The following is a 20396-nucleotide window of genomic DNA, read 5'->3' as shown; positions in this document are numbered from 1 at the left end:
AGGATCTTACATTGAACTAGTCAAATACCTAACTCACGGAACTCAGCTTGTTACCATGGCCAGTCCCTGACCAGTTGGCGTTGCTTTATGCAGGATATTAACTGCCGCATTAATATCTCGATCATGCTTGGTTTGACACTTAGGGCAAATCCATTCACGAATCTCTAATGGCTTAGCGCCACTGTTATAGCCACATTTTGAACAAATTCTGGAAGTGTTCTTGGGATCAACTGCAATTAGTTTCTTGCCATACCATTCGCATTTGTATTCTAGCATTTGTCTAAACATTCGCCATGAAGCATTGGCAATTGACTTAGCTAAGTGATGATTTTTCTGAAGATTCTTGGTTTTCAAATCTTCAATCGCAATTACATCATATTGCTTAACTAAATGCGTAGTTAGTTTATGCAGATAATCTCTGCGCTGATTAGCTGCTTTAGCTTGGCATTTGGCTTTTGACTTTTGCGCTTTTTGCCAATTAGCAAAGCTTTCTAAACTTCTAGGACAAAGCACCCTTTTATTCTTATTTTGTAAAACTAGTAATTTAACTAAATGTCTACGTCGAGAATACTTTTTCTGCCAAATTTTAGCTTTCTTTTCAAAATAAGAGCTATTAAAACTAGGATATTTTAGCCCATTAGACAGATCGCTAAATCAGCTACGCCAACATCAATTCCAACCTGTTTGTCAGTTAAGCTATACTTCTCTGGTTCAGGTATTTCAGCTTGTAGAGACAAATAATACTTGCCCGTTGGTTCAAGCAGAACAGTGTAGCGCTTAATCTTAGTGTTTTGCAAAACTCCAGTCTTGCTGGTTTTGACATAGCCTAATTTAGGAATCTTCAAGTATCTTTTACCTGCAGTTTTTATGATTGACTTGCCTGTATAAGACTTTTTCAGATACTTGCGTGAATGAAAACGAGGCTTGCCAATTTGACCAGTTTTATCTTGAAAGAAGTTCTTCCAAGATTGAGTTAGGAATTCATTAACTACCTGCAAGCTTGAAGAATCGCTGGTTTTCAAAAAAGGATATTCTTTTTTAAGCGGCTTAAGCAGATAATTCAGCTTGAACTTGCCTAAAAAAGGCAAAGCTTTATTATTCTGATAGCGCTCATTCATCATGGCCAGCATTTGATTCCAAACAAAACGATCATTGCCAAACATCTGCTCAAGCTGGTTTTGTTGTGTTCTATTAGGATAGAGTCTTAATTTGATCCCTTTTAGCACATTTGTTCCCTCCTTTCTTTTTAAGATTATATCAAACATATGTTTAAGAAAGAAGGGGGGAACAAGCAAAAAACTAAAAAAGGCCAGATTCATCACGGGATTGAAATTCCGTGTTTTCTCTGACAATTAATCAATAAATTTCAATTTGTAGTTATTTACGGTCGGCGCCGAATCGGTAAAACTGCCTTGATCAATGAATTTTTAAAAGACAAGAAAGCGATCTACTTTACTGCCATTGAAGAAAATAAAGAAGATAATTTGCGACTATTTTTGTCATTTGGCTTTTCGCTGATCAAATGTGATCAACATAAGGAAAAAGAATTAATTTTGAAGACTCATTTTGATTGTTTAGGGCTATAATAAGAGCAAAAAAATCAAAGAAGGTCTCAAAATGTATCAAGAAGATAAAAATGACTTGAAGATTTGGCTTTTGAATAATATTACTGAACTTATTAGTAGACGAAAATACTAAGCCAGAAGAACGCAAAGTTTTGCTCAATGCTAAGCATCAACTCGAAACTGGCGAATCAGCTAACTATGTTTGCAACTTGATTCGTGTAGGACTTGATCCGTTAAGCTGGCAGAGTAAGCTATCTAAAGGTGTAACTAAGTTTCACTATGAGATTGCAAACGGTGCTCGTCCTGTTTCTCATCAAGCGGGAGCACTTGGCGGTGCAACTTTGGGCTTAGCCTTTTCTGATATTGGTAGAAGATAAAACAAAAATTAAATATAAAAAAATTAGCTATCAGACTAGATTAGTTTGATAGCTATTTTTTGCGTATTAATACTAAATTATATTTTTACAGCATTTAATCATTGCAATACAATAATAGTATAAAGATATATGATGAGGCTAAAAATATGATTGAAGTAACCGTTGATTTTATGTTGTTAAAAAGAAAGATGAAATCAAAAGATTTGGCTAAGGCAATCGGTATTACACCAGCCAATTTATCTATTTTGAAAACAGGTAAGGCACATGGTGTTCGTTTTGATACGCTTAGCAAAATTTGTGAGGCATTAGATTGCCAACCCGGTGATCTGCTCAAGTATGTGCCAGATGATGAAGGTGAAAAAGATGAAAAATAAAAATGAATTTTCAGCTTTAAAGTTATTTATCTCAATGCTGATTGCCTGGGCAATAGTATTTGTAGGAGCCTGGGCTAGTAAAGGCTTCAGTGCAGACTTTTTCGCCATGCCACGTTTTACTATAGTGCTAGTTGTTTCTGTTGCCGGTGCAATCGTAATAGGGCCAGCGATTTATGGCTTTTTATATATCGGCAGGAGGCATGACAAGTAAAATCCGTTAGTGAAATTTTGAATTATATATTGACAAATCCATCAATATATATTAGTGTATTAGTTAAGTAGTACAGATACGGAAAGACGTGTAGACATGGTCATTACAATAAGTGCAATTATAGTTTTAGGTTATTTAGCCGTTTGTTTTTTAGTCAGTATGGCTAGAACAAGTGGAGCAAAGCGTGAAGAATGGCATGTCTACAATGGACAAGGCATGAGCTTTGGAGATGCCTTTGTGAGATATTTTATTGAAGATATCACGCTGGGGCATGTAACGATTTAGGAGGTGTACGTATGATGATGTACTTACTATATATTTTGATTGGTTTGTTGATTGTTTTAGGTGTTAATTTAGCAATCACTGCATTTTGGGCAGTGCATGATATGTACGTACACCGAGATCGAGAAGACCAAGATCTTACTACTTTCAAAAAATATTTTGTTAAAAATAATAATATTCCGACTAAAATGTCAGATATTTTCAATTAACGAAGCCGCCGCAAGGCGGTTTTTTTGCTGGAAAAAGTTTCGGATTCCCTGTTTTGAGTTAATCTGCAGCACTATTATGTTAAAATTGAAAGCGAATACAAGAAGGCTTGAATAGGGGAATCCTATGACTAATAAATTAATTAACTTTACTAAAGATGGACAAAAAATCATTTTAAATTATCAAGATCAACCGCTAGAGCTAACAATCTTAACTCCAGAGATTATTCGTGTGTTTCAAGATCGCGGCAACGCCAGCAATTCTTATGCTATTGAAGGCGATAAGAAAATCAAGACTGACTTTGATATTGAAGACAAAGGCGATCATACCGAAATAACGACTGAAAAGCTAATCGTCAAGGCATACGATGACGAAAAGATCGATGTCTACGATGAAAAGGGCGATCCATTAATCATGGATTATCGCGGCACTAGAACGCCAATCGATCGTCAGATGGATAAGGAGCACTTGAAGCTTGCTGAATCAGAAGGTCACGATGTTAAGAAATTGCTTGGCATGCATGACGAAAACTATTATGAAATTATCAAGACTTTAGCAAGCGATGAACAATTTTATGGCCTGGGTGATAAGACTGGTTTCTTAAACAAACGTCATTATGCTTATGACAACTGGAACACAGATAATCCTGACCCACAAGTAGAAAGTTTTACTCGACTTTATAAGTCAATTCCAATTTTGCTTGGTATTAAGAATGGGCATCCTTACGGTATCTTCTTTGATAATACTTACCGGAACCACATTGATCTAGGTAAAGAAAGCAACAATTACTATTACTACTCAGCAGTTGATGGTAATGTTGACTACTACATCATTGGTGGTGATTCACTTAAGGAAGTTATTACCAACTATACTTATTTGACTGGTCGTGTACCAATGCCACAAAAGTGGACATTAGGTTACCAACAATCACGTTGGGGCTATAGTGTCAGTCAGAAGCAAGTAGAAAAGATCGCAGAAAACTTGCGTAAATATGATTTACCATGTGATGTTTTGCATCTTGATATCGACTACATGGATGGCTACCGTGTCTTCACTTGGAGAAAAGATACTTATGAAGCTCCAGAAGATTTTATTAAAAAGATGCGCAAGCTCGGCTTCAGAATTATTACAATCATTGATCCTGGTGTAAAGAAGGATGACGACTACAAGATCTACCAAGAGGGTCTTGAGAAAGGCTACTTCGTTAAGGCACCAGATGGTACGGTTTATGTGAATGAAGTTTGGCCAGGGGATGCCGTCTTCCCAGACTTTGGTCGCAAACAAGTGCGCGAATGGTGGGCTAAGAACTGCAAGTACTTGGTTGACTTAGGCGTTTCAGGTATTTGGGACGATATGAACGAACCAGCTTCATTTAGAGGCGAAGTTCCAGAAGATGTTGTCTTCCATAACGAAGATGAAAAGACGACTCATAAGAAGATGCACAGCGTCTATGGTCATAACATGGCTAAGGCAACTTATGAGGGACTTAAGAAGTATTCAGGCAAGCGTCCATTTGTAATTACCCGTGCCGCATATGCTGGAACACAAAAGTTTTCCACAGTCTGGACTGGTGATAACCAAAGTTTGTGGACACATGTACAAATGATGATTCCGCAATTATGCAACTTAGGGATGAGTGGATTTAGTTTTGCTGGTACTGATATTGGTGGTTTTGGCGCTGATACTACTCCTGAACTTTTGACTCGTTGGATTGAAGGAGCTTTGTTTAGTCCACTTTACAGAAACCACGCGGCTCTAGGAACTCGTTCACAAGAGCCATGGGTATTTGGTGAACCAACATTATCAATCTATCGTAAATACTTGAAGTTGCGTTACCGCTTCGTGCCATACTTGTACGATGAATTTTATCGTGAAAGTAAAACTGGTTTGCCAATCATACGTCCACTTGTCTTGAATTATGAAAATGATCCACATGTGTATAACATGAATGACGAATACATGGTGGGCGAAGACATTTTGACAGCTCCAGTTGTTCAAGAAGGTCAAACGGAGCGTGCTGTTTACTTACCAGAAGGTGAATGGATCGACTTCTGGAATGGCGTTGAATATAGCGGCAAGAATACGATCCTGGCTGATGCTCCAATTGATAAATTACCATTGTTCATTAGAAAGAATGCTATTTTGCCATGGGGCAAGGAAGTTAGTCACATTTCTGATGAGCCAGATAAGACCATGACCTTCAGAGTCTTTGGTGACAAGGTCAAGTACACTCATTATCAAGATAATGGTCTGGACTTCAATTACCAAAATGGCGAATACAACTTATACGATGTGGAAGTTGCTGACGGCCATGTGAAAATTAAGTTGGCACATCATGGTTATGCACATGAATATCAACAGATTATAGTTAAGTTAGCTGATCGCGAAGTTGTCTTTGATTATTGCGACGGTGAATATGTAGAAAAATAGAAATGAATTTGTAGCCATCGATTAAATTCGGTGGCTATTTTTTGTGGGTGGAAAAATTGTAAAATTCAAGATGGAAAAATGTTAAAGTTGAATATTATAAGGCTTCAACTAGTGTATTTCATGAACTAGTTGGAGCTTTTTTGATACCAAATCAGTCTACTTTTTCTTCAAAATCGGTCCTTCTTTACATGTGAAGCTGTCGTTTTTATATAATCTCATGAAAGGGGATGAACGCAATGACCATGAGAATATGGAACAAAGTTTTAAGCATTGAATTAATTATCGGCATGGTGATCTCAATAGGTGTCGGAATAATAGTCGAAAACATTCCGCAGCTTTACTGGTCAAGAGTATGTTGGATTACGCTCGCAGTTTTAGCAATTATTTTTGCTTTGCAAATTTGGGGCAAAAATAATCATACAGTCAAGCATGTTAGTCAATGGCTTAGCAATTTGACACTGATTTTGATATTTAATTTCTTGATTTACACGGCTGTTTCTACTATTAATTTAACGAATAAATCGCTGGTTCTTGTTAGTTCAATTGTTGGATTATTGCTATTTCTAGTGGTTGATATTCCAGTAGTTGTAGTTAACTTCCCAGTAGTAAAAAATTGGTTCATGCGTTTATTCATGGTCTTCCTCTTGTATGTGAATGATATTTACAATGTTAATCGTTTTTTAGGGACTACCAATGAAGTTAAACTAATTTTGCATTCAGGCGTGGTAGATGCAATTGCATGCTTTATTTTGACATTCTTTATTGCCAGGGCGTGGAATTTTAGATTTAGCTGGAATTTAAAGTTGATTAAAACGAAGTATTTTCAGCTGTGGTTGCTTTGTTAGCAATAGTGATTTCCTTTATTGATTAATTGCCGGAGAAAACACGGGATTTCAATCCCGTGATGAATCCGGCCTTTTTTAGTTTTTTTGCTTGTTCCCCCCTTCTTTCTTAAACATATGTTTGATATAATCTTAAAAAGAAAGGAGGGAACAAATGTGCTAAAAGGGATCAAATTAAGACTCTATCCTAATAGAACACAACAAAACCAGTTTGAGCAGATGTTTGGCAATGATCGTTTTGTTTGGAATCAAATGCTGGCCATGATGAATGAGCGCTATCAGAATAATAAAGCTTTGCCTTTTTTAGGCAAGTTCAAGCTGAATTATCTGCTTAAGCCGCTAAAAAAAGAATATCCTTTTTTGAAAACCAGCGATTCTTCAAGCTTGCAGGTAGTTAATGAATTTCTAACTCAATCTTGGAAGAACTTCTTTCAAGATAAAACTGGTCAAATTGGCAAGCCTCGTTTTCATTCACGCAAGTATCTGAAAAAGTCTTATACAGGCAAGTCAATCATAAAAACTGCAGGTAAAAGGTACTTGAAGATTCCTAAATTAGGCTATGTCAAAACCAGCAAGAATGGAGTTTTGCAAAACACTAAGATTAAGCGTTATACGGTCGTACTTGAACCAACGGGCAAGTATTATTTGTCTCTACAAGCTGAAATACCTGAACCAGAGAAGTACAGCTTAACTGGCAAACAGGTTGGGATTGATGGTGGCGTGGCTGATTTAGCAATTCTGTCTAATGGGCTAAAATATCCTAGTTTTGACAGTTCTTATTTTGAAAAGAAAGCCAAAGTCTGGCAAAGAAAATATGCTCGTCGCAGACATTTAGCTAAATTATTAGTTTTGCAAGACAGTAATAAAAAGGTGCTTTGTCCTAGAAGCTTAGAAAGCTTTGCTAATTGGCAAAAAGCGCAAAAGTCAAAAGCCAGATACCAAGCAAAAATAGCTAATCAGCGCAGAGATTATCTGCATAAACTAACTACGCATTTAGTTAAGCAATATGATGTAATTGCGATTGAAGATTTGAAAACCAAGAATCTTCAGAAAAATCATCATTTTGCTAAGTCAATTGCCAATGCTTCATGGCGAATGTTTAGACAAATGCTAGAATACAAATGCGAATGGTATGGCAAGAAACTAATTGCAGTTGATCCCAAGAACACTTCCAGAATTTGTTCAAAATGTGGCTATAACAGTGGCGCTAAGCCATTAGAGATTCGTGAATGGACTTGTTCTAAGTGTCAAACCAAGCATGACCGAGATATTAATGCGGCAGTTAATATCTTGCATAAAGAAAGTAAAAAGCTAAGTGGTCAGGGACTGGCCATGGTAACAAGCTGAGTTCTGTGAGTTAGGTATTTGACTAGTTCAATGTAAGATCCTAAACACTACTCAGTGTTCCCAGAAACCCGGCACTTCAGTGCCGGTGTAGTTCATGTGGATCAGACGTATCTATCCAAAATTGATTTTACAAACCGATGATTTAGGTCCATGTCAAAACTTTAAGCGCGGTTTGCTTAATTAATGGGTGATAGATTATGGATTACAAAGATCAAACTTCGATGCAAAAAACACAACTAAGCATTTCCGTTGATGAAGATTTAGCTAAGGATGTCCAAGAAAATTAGAAATGCTAGGATTAGATCAAAGTGATTTTTTAATAGGTCTTTTGACTAATATAGCTAATAATAAAAAATTACCTTTTAGCAAGCTTACTAATGAAGAAGAGGAAAAAGCAATATTGGCTGCTAAATTAAGTGCATTAACAACGAGCTGGGGAAATATTCCTGAGTTAAAGAATTTACAACAGTTGAAAGAGTGGCTGAATGAAGAAAGAAACGATTAATATTCAATTGGACAAGGACATCGTTAATACGGCAAAAGCAATTCTAAAAGAAAATAATTTAGCCATAGATGATGCGGTTAAAATGTTGTATAGCCAATTTGTTTTAACTGGGCAGTTACCGTTTAAAATTGGTAAAGGGAAGAATTAATGTCAAAAATAATAGATTTCTTAATCACATACGTCATACTTTTGTGTTACTTTATATTGGATTCCAAAGGAATAAGTTTTCAAATATTCATCAAACCAGCAAGAAATAATCTTGTTGGTTTTTCTTCGTCATTTTTGCGGATTCTTCGTCAAATAGGGTAAAATGACTAAGAATAATTATGAGTGACTAAGAAAACAGATCATGTAAACACGCATGATCTGTTTTTTGCGTAAAAACTGCATAAAAATGAATTTTATTGAAGAAAAATTACTAAAAATGATTATTCTTGAATAAATATGATTGATTTTGAAAGAAAAAGCGGATACAATAATGATCGAGGTGAAAAAAAGAATGCTGACACAGGAACGCCAAAGCTTAATTGAAAACTACGTTAATCGGCACGAAGTGTGCCGCGTTAGTGAGTTATGCGACTTAACTGATACATCCGAATCTACTATCCGTCGAGATCTTATTCAGATGGAGAAGAACGGTATGCTTAAGCGCGTGCATGGCGGTGCTCAATCAGTAAAGAATTTCTCTCGTGATGTTTCCCAAAACGTCCGCTTTAATTTGAATCACGACGTTAAGATCGCGATTGCTAAATATGCAGCTCGCAACTTCGTTCAACCTGGTGATAATGTCTTTATCGATGCGGGAACGACCACATATGAATTAGTTCCATTTTTGGCCGATATTCCTAAGGTGAAGATCATTACTAATGGCGTTGAAACGGCGTTATGCAGCTTGAATCACGGCATCAAGACCATTTTAATTGGTGGCGAGGTCAAAGACGACACTCATGCGGTGATTGGTCAAACCGCACTTGCTCAAATTAGAGGGATGAATTTTTCAGTTAGCTTTGTTGGAGCCAACGGAATCGAAAAAAATGGTAATCTTACAACGCCAGATCCCGAAGAAGCTGCAATTAAGGCTGCCGAAATCAAACAGGCTAGACATGCTTATGTTTTAGCTGATTCATCCAAGATTGGTGAACGCAACTTTGCGGTTTTCGCCAACACTAAGGACGTTTACGTGGTAACAGATCAACTTAAAACCAGTCAAAAAGCGGCATTACCTGCCGATATCAACCTAGAGGAGGCAAAATAATGATCTATACAGTAACTGTTAACCCAGCGCTTGACTATGTTCTTCAATTAGAAAAAGTTAACCGCGGGGAAGTTAACAGAACTAATAATGATGCATTTTTAGCAGGTGGGAAAGGAATTAACGTTTCTCAAATTCTTAACCAATTAAGTGTTGATAACACTGCTTGGGGCTTTGTTGGTGGCTTCACTGGCAAGGAATTGGTTCGTCAATTGAACCAAAAGAGAATTGAAAGCGACTTTGTTACTATTTTAGACAACACTCGTGTGAACGTTAAGATTCACGCAGAAAAGGAAACTGAAATTAACGCAGCTGGTCCTAATATTACTGACCAAGAAATCACTGCTTTCAAGGATCGTTTGAACGACTTGAAGAAGGGCGACATTGTTGTCATGAGTGGTTCACTTACTCCAAGCTTGCCAACTGATTTCTATCAATCACTTCTTCCAACTATTAAGGAAGCTGGTGCAGAATTCGTAGTTGATACTACTGGTCAAGCTCTTCTTGATACTTTGGAATACAAGCCATTAGTAATTAAGCCTAACCACCATGAATTGGCTGACCTCTTTGGCGTAACCTTTGATTCTAGCGACGTTATGCTTGAATATGCACAAAAGTTGCTTGATATGGGTGCACAAAACGTAATGGTTTCAATGGCTGGTGAAGGTGGTTTCCTTTTGACCAAGGATCACGTATACCACGCTAAGGGTGCTGTTGGTACTGCTGTTAACTCAGTTGGTGCTGGTGACTCAATGATCGCTGGTTTCGTTGGTACTTACTACAAGACCCAAGATCCTAAGGAAGGCTTCAGAATTGGTATGGCTTGTGGTGCTGCTACTGCATTTACCAAGGATATTGCTGTAAAGAGTCAAATCGATGCAGTATTACCACAAATTAAGGTTGAACAAATTTCTTAATTTATAAGGGAGAAAGATAAAGATATATGAGAATTAAGGACATATTAAGTCCTGAGTCCATGATTATGGAACTCAAGGCTAAGAATAAAGAAGATGCCATTAAGGAAATGGCTGACCTTGAAGTTGCAACCGGCATCGTTAATGATGAAGATGCATTTATCAAGTTTATCTGGGACCGTGAAAATGAATCTACTACCGGTATTGGTGGAGGAATCGCAATGCCTCACGCACGTAACAAGTCAATTAACAAGGCTCGTGTATTGTTTGCTAAGAGTAAGGAAGGCATTGACTACAACTCACTTGATGGTCAACCAGTTCACTTATTCTTCATGATTACAGCACCAGCTGGTGCTGATAATACTCACCTTCAAGCTTTAGCTAAGCTTTCTGGTTTATTAATTGATCCAGAATTAGTTGAAAAACTTAAGGCTGCTAAGACTCCAGAAGAAGTTATCGACCTTTTTGAAAAGGCTGAAACTAAGAAGGACGAAGAAGACAAGAAAGCTGCTGAAGCTAAAAAGGCTAAAGAAGCTGCTAAGGCTCAAGGTAGTTCAGATGATGACAACAAGCCTTTAATTGTTGGTGTTACTGCATGTATCAACGGTATTGCCCACACTTACATGGCTCAAGAAGCCTTGATCAAGGAAGGTAAGAAGCGCGGTATCGAAGTTAGAATCGAAACTAACGGTTCTGAAGGTGTTAAGGATAAGTTAACCCCTGATGAAATTAAGCGCGCTAAGGGGGTTATTATCGCTTCTGACAAGAAGGTTGATATGCCACGTTTTGACGGCAAGCACTTAGTTAACCGTCCAGTTGTTGATGGTATCAACAAGCCAGGCGAATTAATCGATGACATTATGGATGACAAGGCAGATGTTTACCACGCAAGTGCAGCTGATAAATCAGCTGAATCATCAAGCACTGAAAAGCCAGGCTTATGGGCAGGCATTTACAAGAACTTGATGAACGGTATCAGCCACATGCTTCCATTCGTTATTGGTGGTGGTATCTTAATGGCCGTATCATTCATCGTAGAAAACTACATGGGTGGTCCTAAGACACCAGCATTCGTATTCTTAAACAATGCCGGTAACTTGGCCTTTGCCTTCATGGTTCCAGTTCTTGCTGCTTACATTGCCGAATCAATCGGTGATTTACCAGCCCTTATGCCAGGTTTCGTTGGTGGTTACATGGCTGCGATTGTTAACGGTCAATTCCAAGTTAACGTTCAAGCACACGCAACTTCACCAGCTGGATTCTTAGGTGGTATCGCTGCTGGTTTCATTGCAGGTTACTTAATGGTTGGCTTGAAGAAGCTATTTGCTAAATTACCTCACTCAGTTGAAGGTATGAAGCCAATGCTGTTCTACCCAATCTTGGGCTTGCTGTTAATTGCAGCTATTATGTTCTACATCATTAACCCAATCTTTAGTGGTATTAACTTTGCTATTACCCACTTCTTGAACGGTATGGGTACTGGTAACTTGGTACTTCTTACCACTATCTTGGCAGGTATGATGTCAATCGATATGGGTGGTCCTTTCAACAAGGCTGCTTACGTATTTGCTTCAGGTGCCTTTGCTAATGATCCACACTCAGCTACTGCTGCTATTTTGATGGCTGCCGTTATGGTTGGTGGTATGGTTCCTCCATTTGCTACAGCTATCGGTACTACATTCTTCAAGAATAAGTACACTTTGGAAGAACGTCGTGCAGGTGTTTCAAACTGGGTATTAGGATTCTCATTCATTACTGAAGGTGCTATTCCATTTGCAGCTGCTGACCCAGGTCGTGTAATTCCTTCATGTATCATTGGTTCAGCTGTCGGTGGTGCGTTAGTTGGTTTATGGCACGTTGGTGTTCCAGCTCCTCACGGTGGTCTTTGGGTATCACCACTTGCTGGTAATATTGGTGGACCAAGTCACATTTTGTTCTACTTCTTTGCAACTATTATCGGTTCTGTTGTAGCTGGTTTGGTTATGAGTTTCTGGAAGAAGAACGTTAAAGACGATCCTAACGAATAAAAAAGCGTAATTGAGTAAAATAATTTAAGTTATTAATCAAAAAATGCTCCATTATGTAAAAAACGTATTATAATATAAATATCTTGATGATCTCTACTTAAATCAAGATACTCTGTTATGTTGGCTCTTTGTCAAATCCTGTTGATAATGAGTAAATGAATAGAATCAGGCAACCATTAAAAGGCTGTTTGGTTCTTTTTCTTTGTACAGATCTTCTTCCAAACGAATTCTGGTTAAGAGATTGGTAAAATTGGAATAGCCAAAAGCTGTTCGTTCAATTTGTTTGATCTTGCGGTTGAACCCTTCAAGGCAGCCGTTAGAATAAGGCAGGGCTGCTCCGTTAAGCACAGCTGTTAGATTATGCTTAAAGGTTAATAGTGTTTTGTGCATTAAAGTTCCAATTTGATCTTGGCAGTTGATTAACGATTTGAGCTCATGCGTATTGCCAGTTTCAACGGCTTGAATAAAGCTTTGCATCAGGTTATATGAATTCTCTAAAGCAGTGCTGGTGTTAATGCCTTCTGTAACTACTTGTGCTTGAGTTAAGCAGTCTTTGTAATGCCAGTTGTAGCGAGGATGAACTTTTTCAAGCTCATCAAACTTCTTCAAGTATAATTTCCAGGGAGATTTGAGCAGCTGATACTGTCTGGATCTTTTATCAAAGGTCTTCATGACTTGGACTCTTAGTGAGTTGAAAGAACGCGTAAGCATTTGAATCATATGAAAACGATCGATGACAATCTGAGAGTTAGGAAAACAAGCTCTGACGATATCTTGATAGTAAAAATTAAGATCCATCGTGACCGTCTTAACGTTAGCTCTAGCTTGGGGCGAGAAACGACCAAAATACTTAAGCAGCGTCTTCTTGTAGCGAGTTCTAAGAATCTGCACGACTTGATGACTATCGCCGTCTAAGCAGATAAAGTGCAGCTGACGATCAACGCCTTTGAATTCATCGAAAGCCAAATGAGCTGGCAGATACTCATAGCTGTCAAGGAAACGGTGAGAGCAGCTGCCTAAAACTCTTTGAACAGTGTTGACAGAAACATTGTTTTCGCTGACAATGCTGGTCATCGAACGATCTTCAGTTAACGCAGACAAAATTTTTAGCTTAGAGGCATTAGAAATAGAACAGTATTTATTTACCAATTCAGACTGAGCCATAGACCAGCGCTCACAAGCGCGACATTTAACTCGTTGCTTAGCCAATCTGATAATGACCGGTAAACTTGCATTAGCTGTTAAATAGTGAATGTTGGTAATCAAATGGCCATTGTGTAAGAGATCTAGGGAGCCGCAGAAAGGACAAGCAGGTTGAAGCAATTCAGCTTCATAGATTTTGTGCTTTTTCATCTGGACCATTTTGTAGAAATAGTCTTTGAAAACAATATTTTTTTCTTTAATATCAAGATCAAATTTAATACAATTATTAAAAGAGGACATAGAAACACACCTTTATTTATAAAATGTTTAGTAGGATAGATTTTTTATTACAGGGGACTATGTCCTCCTTTTTTATGCAATAAAAAATCCTGTTAACAGCTTATCATATAGATAAGTCATCAACAGGAAAAATTATAGAGCCGTTATGTTTTGCGCTACCTTCGGGTAGCGCTTTTTTTTTTTGAGAAAATTAAAGGGATAAAATAAGCTAAAACTAGTAAGTAGGTGAAAAAGTTGAATGATCAAATTATCCGGATCACTAGGGCTCTCAATCATCCAATCCGTATTCAAATTCTTTATTATTTAAATGATCATCAAAAAAGCAGCGTAAATAATTTAGTTAAACAATTCGATGTTAGCCAGCCAGCTATTTCACGTCATCTTAGAATCTTAGAGGAAGCTAAGCTGGTTAAAAGTGAACGGGTTAAGCAAGAAAAATACTATAGTTTAGCTGATAACCATATTATTAAAATCTTGGATGTTTTACGTCAGCACGTCAAAGAATAGCTAAGTGTATAATTTTTTGCGGTAAGTTGAATAATTAATTAAAAAAGCTCAAATCCTTTGAAATTGGACTTGAGCTCAAACAAAAAGACCAGTAGTCTGATGTTAACGAAAAAAACACATTAGAAGCTGGTCTTTTATGGAATCTATTATAGCTGATATCGTAAAAATTATTAAGTCTGAAAATAATGTTATTGCCCGTGAAAAGGCATTAATGTGCTATTTCTTTGATCTGATTAGAGAATTGATGACAGCAGCACTAGAAGAAGTTGATGCTGGTCTAGTTGAAGAGACTAAAAAGCAAGGCTATCAGATCGAGAAGAAAAATAAGCGTTCAGTTGTGACTGCCTTTGGTGAAATCAGCTATTGGCGCAGAAGATATGCTTGTCCTGGCAAAAAGGCTAAATATCCACTGGATAAGCTGATGGGCTATGACAAATATAAGCGTTACAGTGTTTTGGCAGTGAAGGATATTTTGCAGGTTAGCGCCGTGGCAACTTACCGCAATACTGCTTTAGCTGTTAATACTCTCTCCTGTTTCAATATTAGCCATAGTCAAGTTGGCAAGCTGATTGTGCAAGCAGGCAAACAGATTAAAGCACAGCAGCAGTCTGAGGAAAGATACGATGGTATTGCTCAAAAGAAAAAGGTGCCAGTGCTTTATCTTGAAGGCGATGGCGTTGTGATCAAGGGCACCAAGAAGCGACTGGAATTTCATCGCTATCAAGTCTGCGAGGATATTATTAATTTAAGCAAGACGCGCAGAAAGAGAGTACAGGCCAAAGAGTTTGTTTCTTTAAGCCGCTTGGATGCTTTGCAAGAAATTAAAGCTTATTTAGCCAATACCTATGACTTAAGCGATACTTTAATCATCAGTAATGCCGATGGCGGTGCTGGCTATGCCAAGAAAGACTTTGATGAAATAGTTGGCTATTGCCGGCAGCACGAACACTTCTTGGATGTCTTTCACTTGAACAAAAAGATTAAAGATCGTCTAAGCTTCATGCCGGCCATGCAAGGCAAATTGATCAGTGCAGTTGAGTTTAAATATGACCGTCACTTGACTGACGTGATTTTAGACACGATTGAAAGCAATCTGATTGATGAGCTGAATACGCCAGAAAATCATGAGAATTTAAGGCGCCTGCGCAGCTATCTTCATCGTCGCTGGGTGGATATTAAGCCATTCAAAATGCGTCATTTGTCCGTAATTAAGGCAATTGGCTGCTGTGAAAGCAATCACCGTAAATATACTTATCGCGTCAAAGGGCAAGGAAAATACTGGTCAGAAGATGGTGCCGAAGGAATTCTGCGTGTACTGACTTGCATTAAAAACAAAGAGCTGGAATACTGGCTTAGCAGTGAATTTGCAGGTGGACAGCTCGATATTGGTGATCAGGAAGAATTGAAAGATGCAGTTCGTGCCAGCCTAAGAAAGACGCATGAAGCTCATCTGGGCATTCATCACGGCGCCATTGAAAGCTTAACAGCAGGACATAGCTATTTAAACGATTTTAGCAGAAAAATAAATCAAATAAATATTTAAGAAATTAAGGTCAGACTAATGGCTAATAGCCTACCGCAAAAATATTGACACTTACAAGAATAGTTTGAGTTTGACAAGCATATAAAAATATGTTTATATAATGATGTCATTCTAGAACAAAAGCATTTAAATAAAATTCAGCAAATTTTACATTTTAAGTATTTCTTATAATTTATAAGTTTTTATTGATAGCATCAGGTCTAAGCGACTCTGGTGCTATTTGTGTACGCTTAAAAATATTGACACGATTATCAAACTAGCTTATTCTAACTTTAAGTCAGAAAAGAATTGCTGAATAATTTTCTGATTTAAATGCTTTTTTTGTATGGAGAAACATATATTGAAAAAAATTAAATCTAGAATTACTAAGTCACTTTTTATTATGGGATTAATGGGCATGATTATGCTTCTAGCTTCTGCGTGCTCAAATAAAGACCAAGCTAAAACTAAGTCAGATAAAGTTTCTATTGTCACTACGACTAATGTTTATGCAGATATTGCCAAGAACGTTGCAGGTAAGTACGGCAGTGTTCAAGCAATTATTAAAAATAGTGCAACCGATCCGCACGATTTTGAACCAACTACTGCCGATGCTAAGAAGTTAACTAATGCCAATATTATTGTTGCCAATGGCTTAGGCTACGATAGCTGGATGAACAAGTTAGCTAGCTCAGTAAGCAAGAAGCCTGTCTTAGTAGGTGAAGACTTAATGGGGCTCAAGAAGGTCGACAACCCTCATATCTGGTATGATTTAGATATGCCAACCAAGTATGTTAACTACTTAGTTAAGCGTTTATCTAAGTTAGACAAAAAGCACGCAGCTTACTTTAAGGAAAATGGTGACAAGTACTTAGCTAAGATTGCTAAGGTTAAGCAAATTGCCAAGTCAGCTGATAAGAAGAACAATAAGCCCGTCTTTGTTAGTGAACCTGTTTTTGATTATGGTTTAGAAGAGGCAGGTTACAAGATTGGTGACAAGGAATTTGAAGAAGCTATCGAAAATGGTACTGATCCAAGTCCTAAGACCATCAACAAGATGACTAATGAAATTAAGGACAAGAAGATCGCATTCTTTGTTAATAACACTCAAGCAAGTAGTTCAACTGTGAAGACTTTCGTTAAGCTTGCTAAGGAAAACGGTGTACCAGTGCTCAATGTGTGCGAAACAATTCCAAATCATATGACTTACTTAGATTGGATGAGAGAAAATTACCAAAATTTAGCTAATATTAGCAAAAAATAGATAGAATTTAGCAAGTAAAGGGGATGCTAAATTGATTTTAGATGTGAATGATCTTTCGATGAGATTTGATACCAAGACCGTTTTTCAAGATATAAATTTTCATCTTGAAAAAGGATCGATGACTGCTCTACTGGGGCCAAATGGGACAGGAAAGACAACCTTAATTAAGATTTTGATGGGGATGCTTACACCAACTGATGGTAGCTATAATTTTTCATCAGATGTTAAGCTAGGATATGTGCCACAATTTAGAAATATTGATTCAGAATATCCACTTTCAATTCGTGCGTTTGTTGGTTTGAATGCACCACTTTTTAAAACCAAAAAGGTGAAGGATCAGATCGATCATCAATTGGTTGAAACTCACTTAGATCCAATTGAGGATACTCGAATGGGTGAAGCTTCAGGAGGGCAAAAGCAGCGTGCATATTTGGCACAAGCATTGCTGGATAATCCTAATATGATTATTCTGGATGAAGCCACAGCGAGCCTTGATCCGGCAGCTAAGGAAGAATTGATGGGGCTGATCAAACACCTTAATCAGGAACACAAGATTACGGTTTTGTTCGTCACTCATGATATTCCATTAGCTAAAAAATATATGACTGATTATCTCTATCTTAATAAGGGTTCAATCAGACAGGGAAAGATGAGTGAGTTTAAGGAGGATTTCGAATAATGTTTCAATATGAATTTATGCGTTATGCCTTCTTAGCAAGTACATTTATTGCGATTACCTGTGGGATTGTCGGAGTCTACGTTGTAGCACGCAGCTATGCCTTTTTAGCACATACCTTGTCAGAAATCGGTTTTGCGGGAGCAGCCTTTGCCGTGTTCATCGGTATTGCACCGTTATGGGGGATGTTGCTCTTTACGCTATTAGGTTCAATTGGTGTTGGTGAATTGTCCTTGCACAGTGATCAAAAAGAGTCTTCAATTAGTGCAATTTCTGCATTGTTCATTGGACTAGGTGTTTTATTTCTTGCCATCTCAGGGTCTAATAGCCGCTATGCAACGAATATTTTGTTCGGTAGTATCATCGGTGTAGACAAACAAGGCGTGATCCAACTGGTTGTTTTATCAGTCATTGTTTTGCTGATGATCTTGCTGGTTCAAAGAAACTTGAATTTCGATTCATTTGACCATATCGGTGCTATTGCGCACGGCGTGCATACTGGCTTCGTAGGAATTGTTTTCCTCATTTCTTTAGCTATGTCAGTTGCTATTGGTGCACAAATTGTTGGTTCATTGCTAGTATTTATCTTGCTAACATTGCCATCTTCAACTGCCCGTCATATCGGCCGAACGATTCCAGCAATGATTGCCTGGTCAGTCTTCTTCGCTCTAGTAGGTGTCTGGGCAGGTCTATATTTAGGCTTTATTACTAATTGGCCTGTCACATTCTTTATTGCAACGATTGAGGTAGTGATTTACCTAGTTGTTTATGGCATCCATGTAGTTAAACATCGCTAATAAAAATAAGAAGCAGGTTGAATCTCAACCTGTTTTTTCATTGGAAAAGAAAAAGAACTACTCCATTCCGAGGAGTAGTTCTTAAATGATGTGAGAAATTTTACTTTCCATTAATTGTTATATAGTTTGTTGGGCAAAGTTGCAAGCAAAAATTTTAATTTTTTTATTGACTTTAAGTAAGTAATTCTATATTATTACTTGTGAAAAGTAAGAAAGGAGTGAGCTAAATGTTTGTACGTCAAGAAAATTCTTGTTGTTGCATTTGTCAAAAAATTGACAATTTATTTGGCGTACAGTCATTTTCTCGCGCAAGGATTTTCTGTTTTCTATCATAAATAGGAACTTTTCATCTGTTACAAAGATTATCCAAGGAGTCATTGACAGTATGTGTCAATGACTCCTTTTGTTTGCTCAAAGTAATGCAAGGGGGATTTTATGCAAACATTTGTAGCGCTTATAGTAGCGATGGCTTTATTAGCTGGAATGATCTATCTTCATCATAAAAAGTGGGGATTTACTAAATTAGTATTTTTATCATTAGTTGTTGGAATTGTATATGGTATTGGTTTGCAACTGATATTTGGAGCAAAAAGTTTAGTAATTAGTCAAAGTATGGATTGGCTTTCTATAGTTGGGGATGGTTATATTTCGCTTCTTCAAATGTTAGTTATTCCATTGATTTTTGTTTCTTTAGTAGGTGCTTTTACTCAATTAAAAGTTACAGAAAAAATTCATAAGATTGCAGGAAACGTCTTAGTAGTTTTATTAGGAACAACAGCTGTAGCATCATTTATCGGTTTCATTAGTGTGGTTTTATTTCATTTACAAGGTGCCAATTTTGCACGTGGGTTAACTGCTACTTCGCAGGCGTTAACTTCAATTAGAGACCATCAAGAATCGCTTAAGAATGTAACTTTAGCACTACAAATCGTTTCATTCTTTCCCAAAAATATATTTGCAGATTTTGCAGGTATGCGAGCAGCAAGTACTATTGCAGTGGTAATTTTTTCATTATTTGTCGGGGTAGCATTCTTAAGTCTTAAGAAAGAAAAAACAAAATTAGCAGAGACCTTTGCACGTGGTATTCAAGCTTTGAGAGCTATTATTATGAAAATAGTAAAAATGGTCTTAGAGTTAACGCCTTATGGAATTTTTGCTTTGATTGCTCGTGCCGCCGCTACTAATAGTTTTACGACAATGGGTAAATTATTAATATTTATTATTGCTGCATACTTTGCAATTGGGGTAATGTTCCTAGTACACGCAGTTTTATTGATGATTAATGGAATTAATCCGATTACTTATTTTAAAAACGTTTGGCCAGTATTAGTTTTTGCTTTTACTTCTAGAACTAGTGGAGGAAGTCTTCCCTTAAATGTTAGAACACAAAAAAATCAGTTGGGTGTGAGTGATACAATTGCTGATTTTAGTGCTAGCTTTGGTTTATCCATAGGTCAAAATGGATGTGCTGGAATTTATCCATCAATGGTTGCCGCAATCAGTGCGTCTGTTGTAGGTGTAAATATTTTTTCATGGCAATTCATATTGACCTTGGTATTAATTGATGTGATTTCAAGTTTTGGCGTTGCCGGTGTTGGTGGAGGATCAACTTTTACTACTTTAATGGTTTTAGGTGCCTTAAATTTACCCGTTTCAGTGCTAGGAATTTTAATTGCGATTGATCCAATTGTAGATATGGCTAGAACAGCATTAAATGTTAATGATTCAATGCTTGCAGGGGTAATTACTGCCAAAAGATTAGGTGAATTAGATTTTAAAAAATTAAATAGTACTGCTCAAATTATGGATTATGAATAATAGATCTAAGTTTCATGACTAAAAAGTCCTAGATTG

19 protein-coding genes and 3 pseudogenes are annotated in these 20396 nt (G+C 37.3%); 20 read left to right on the top strand and 2 right to left on the bottom strand.

All coding sequences use genetic code 11. The features are described 5' to 3' along the window. Positions 1 to 42: 42 nt before the first annotated feature. Positions 43 to 1265, bottom strand: a pseudogene (locus tag AADV52_RS07215) (RNA-guided endonuclease TnpB family protein). Between the two features lie 90 nt (positions 1266 to 1355). Here AADV52_RS07215 and AADV52_RS07210 point away from each other — a divergent pair. The 14 genes and pseudogenes from AADV52_RS07210 to AADV52_RS07145 all read left to right on the top strand — a co-directional run. After that, positions 1356 to 1547, top strand: a pseudogene (locus AADV52_RS07210) (ATP-binding protein); the annotation flags it as partial. A 70-nt stretch (positions 1548 to 1617) separates the two neighbouring features. Further along, positions 1618 to 1942, top strand: a pseudogene (locus tag AADV52_RS07205) (bacteriocin immunity protein). A gap of 146 nt (positions 1943 to 2088) precedes the next feature. Beyond that, a complete protein-coding gene (locus AADV52_RS07200) occupies positions 2089 to 2316 on the top strand; it encodes a helix-turn-helix domain-containing protein (RefSeq protein WP_014919462.1) in 228 nt (75 codons plus the stop codon). Further along, positions 2306 to 2527 (top strand): hypothetical protein, encoded by a 222-nt coding sequence (locus tag AADV52_RS07195; protein ID WP_003630196.1) that lies wholly within the window; start codon positions 2306 to 2308, stop codon positions 2525 to 2527. Before AADV52_RS07200 ends, AADV52_RS07195 begins: the two co-directional genes overlap by 11 nt. A gap of 96 nt (positions 2528 to 2623) precedes the next feature. Beyond that, the gene (locus AADV52_RS07190) at positions 2624 to 2812 is read left to right on the top strand and encodes a hypothetical protein (RefSeq protein WP_014919461.1); all 189 of its coding nucleotides are present in this window, start codon (positions 2624 to 2626) and stop codon (positions 2810 to 2812) included. A 14-nt stretch (positions 2813 to 2826) separates the two neighbouring features. Beyond that, positions 2827 to 3018, top strand: coding sequence for a hypothetical protein (locus tag AADV52_RS07185; RefSeq protein ID WP_014919460.1), 192 nt, complete (start codon positions 2827 to 2829; stop codon positions 3016 to 3018). Between the two features lie 124 nt (positions 3019 to 3142). After that, complete coding sequence (locus AADV52_RS07180) at positions 3143 to 5446, top strand: glycoside hydrolase family 31 protein (RefSeq protein WP_014919459.1); 2304 nt, start codon at positions 3143 to 3145, stop codon at positions 5444 to 5446. 236 nt (positions 5447 to 5682) lie between these two features. Continuing rightward, positions 5683 to 6291 (top strand): hypothetical protein, encoded by a 609-nt coding sequence (locus AADV52_RS07175; protein WP_014919458.1) that lies wholly within the window; start codon positions 5683 to 5685, stop codon positions 6289 to 6291. 84 nt (positions 6292 to 6375) lie between these two features. After that, positions 6376 to 7635 carry an RNA-guided endonuclease TnpB family protein gene (locus tag AADV52_RS07170; RefSeq protein WP_126096205.1) on the top strand — a complete coding sequence of 420 codons (1260 nt, stop codon included), beginning with the start codon at positions 6376 to 6378 and terminating at the stop codon, positions 7633 to 7635. Between the two features lie 289 nt (positions 7636 to 7924). Beyond that, positions 7925 to 8140 (top strand): hypothetical protein, encoded by a 216-nt coding sequence (locus AADV52_RS07165; protein ID WP_227028437.1) that lies wholly within the window; start codon positions 7925 to 7927, stop codon positions 8138 to 8140. After that, positions 8121 to 8288 carry a type II toxin-antitoxin system RelB/DinJ family antitoxin gene (locus AADV52_RS07160; RefSeq protein WP_003630190.1) on the top strand — a complete coding sequence of 56 codons (168 nt, stop codon included), beginning with the start codon at positions 8121 to 8123 and terminating at the stop codon, positions 8286 to 8288. The genes AADV52_RS07165 and AADV52_RS07160 overlap by 20 nt, the downstream gene beginning before the upstream one ends. A 351-nt stretch (positions 8289 to 8639) precedes the next feature. After that, positions 8640 to 9395, top strand: a complete 756-nt coding sequence (locus AADV52_RS07155; RefSeq protein ID WP_014919457.1) for a DeoR/GlpR family DNA-binding transcription regulator — start codon at positions 8640 to 8642, stop codon at positions 9393 to 9395. Then, on the top strand, positions 9395 to 10309 hold the full coding sequence (gene pfkB / locus AADV52_RS07150) for a 1-phosphofructokinase (protein ID WP_014919456.1): 915 nt from the start codon (positions 9395 to 9397) through the stop codon (positions 10307 to 10309). Before AADV52_RS07155 ends, pfkB begins: the two co-directional genes overlap by 1 nt. Positions 10310 to 10335: 26 nt before the next feature. Further along, complete coding sequence (locus AADV52_RS07145) at positions 10336 to 12333, top strand: PTS fructose transporter subunit IIABC (RefSeq protein ID WP_014919455.1); 1998 nt, start codon at positions 10336 to 10338, stop codon at positions 12331 to 12333. 165 nt (positions 12334 to 12498) lie between these two features. On the opposite strand, the gene AADV52_RS07140 is transcribed toward AADV52_RS07145, so the two are convergent. Continuing rightward, positions 12499 to 13776, bottom strand: coding sequence for an ISL3 family transposase (locus AADV52_RS07140; RefSeq protein WP_126096204.1), 1278 nt, complete (start codon positions 13774 to 13776; stop codon positions 12499 to 12501). A gap of 234 nt (positions 13777 to 14010) precedes the next feature. Here AADV52_RS07140 and AADV52_RS07135 point away from each other — a divergent pair, with 234 nt between their 5' ends. From AADV52_RS07135 to AADV52_RS07110, 6 genes are all read left to right on the top strand, one after another. Then, on the top strand, positions 14011 to 14283 hold the full coding sequence (locus AADV52_RS07135) for an ArsR/SmtB family transcription factor (protein WP_003630183.1): 273 nt from the start codon (positions 14011 to 14013) through the stop codon (positions 14281 to 14283). Between the two features lie 136 nt (positions 14284 to 14419). Next, positions 14420 to 15826, top strand: coding sequence for an ISLre2 family transposase (locus AADV52_RS07130; RefSeq protein WP_126096195.1), 1407 nt, complete (start codon positions 14420 to 14422; stop codon positions 15824 to 15826). 325 nt (positions 15827 to 16151) lie between these two features. After that, on the top strand, positions 16152 to 17069 hold the full coding sequence (locus tag AADV52_RS07125) for a metal ABC transporter solute-binding protein, Zn/Mn family (RefSeq protein WP_041808838.1): 918 nt from the start codon (positions 16152 to 16154) through the stop codon (positions 17067 to 17069). Positions 17070 to 17100: 31 nt separating this feature from the next. Continuing rightward, a complete protein-coding gene (locus tag AADV52_RS07120) occupies positions 17101 to 17748 on the top strand; it encodes a metal ABC transporter ATP-binding protein (RefSeq protein WP_014919451.1) in 648 nt (215 codons plus the stop codon). After that, positions 17748 to 18542 carry a metal ABC transporter permease gene (locus AADV52_RS07115; protein WP_014564225.1) on the top strand — a complete coding sequence of 265 codons (795 nt, stop codon included), beginning with the start codon at positions 17748 to 17750 and terminating at the stop codon, positions 18540 to 18542. The genes AADV52_RS07120 and AADV52_RS07115 overlap by 1 nt, the downstream gene beginning before the upstream one ends. Before the next feature lie 435 nt (positions 18543 to 18977). Further along, the gene (locus AADV52_RS07110; RefSeq protein WP_014919450.1) at positions 18978 to 20360 is read left to right on the top strand and encodes an L-cystine transporter; all 1383 of its coding nucleotides are present in this window, start codon (positions 18978 to 18980) and stop codon (positions 20358 to 20360) included. Positions 20361 to 20396 lie beyond the last annotated feature (36 nt).

Origin of the sequence: Lactobacillus helveticus (assembly GCF_046109915.1) — a bacterium.
GTDB classification, from domain to species: domain Bacteria; phylum Bacillota; class Bacilli; order Lactobacillales; family Lactobacillaceae; genus Lactobacillus; species Lactobacillus helveticus.
This window is presented reverse-complemented; position numbering and strand designations above follow the sequence as displayed.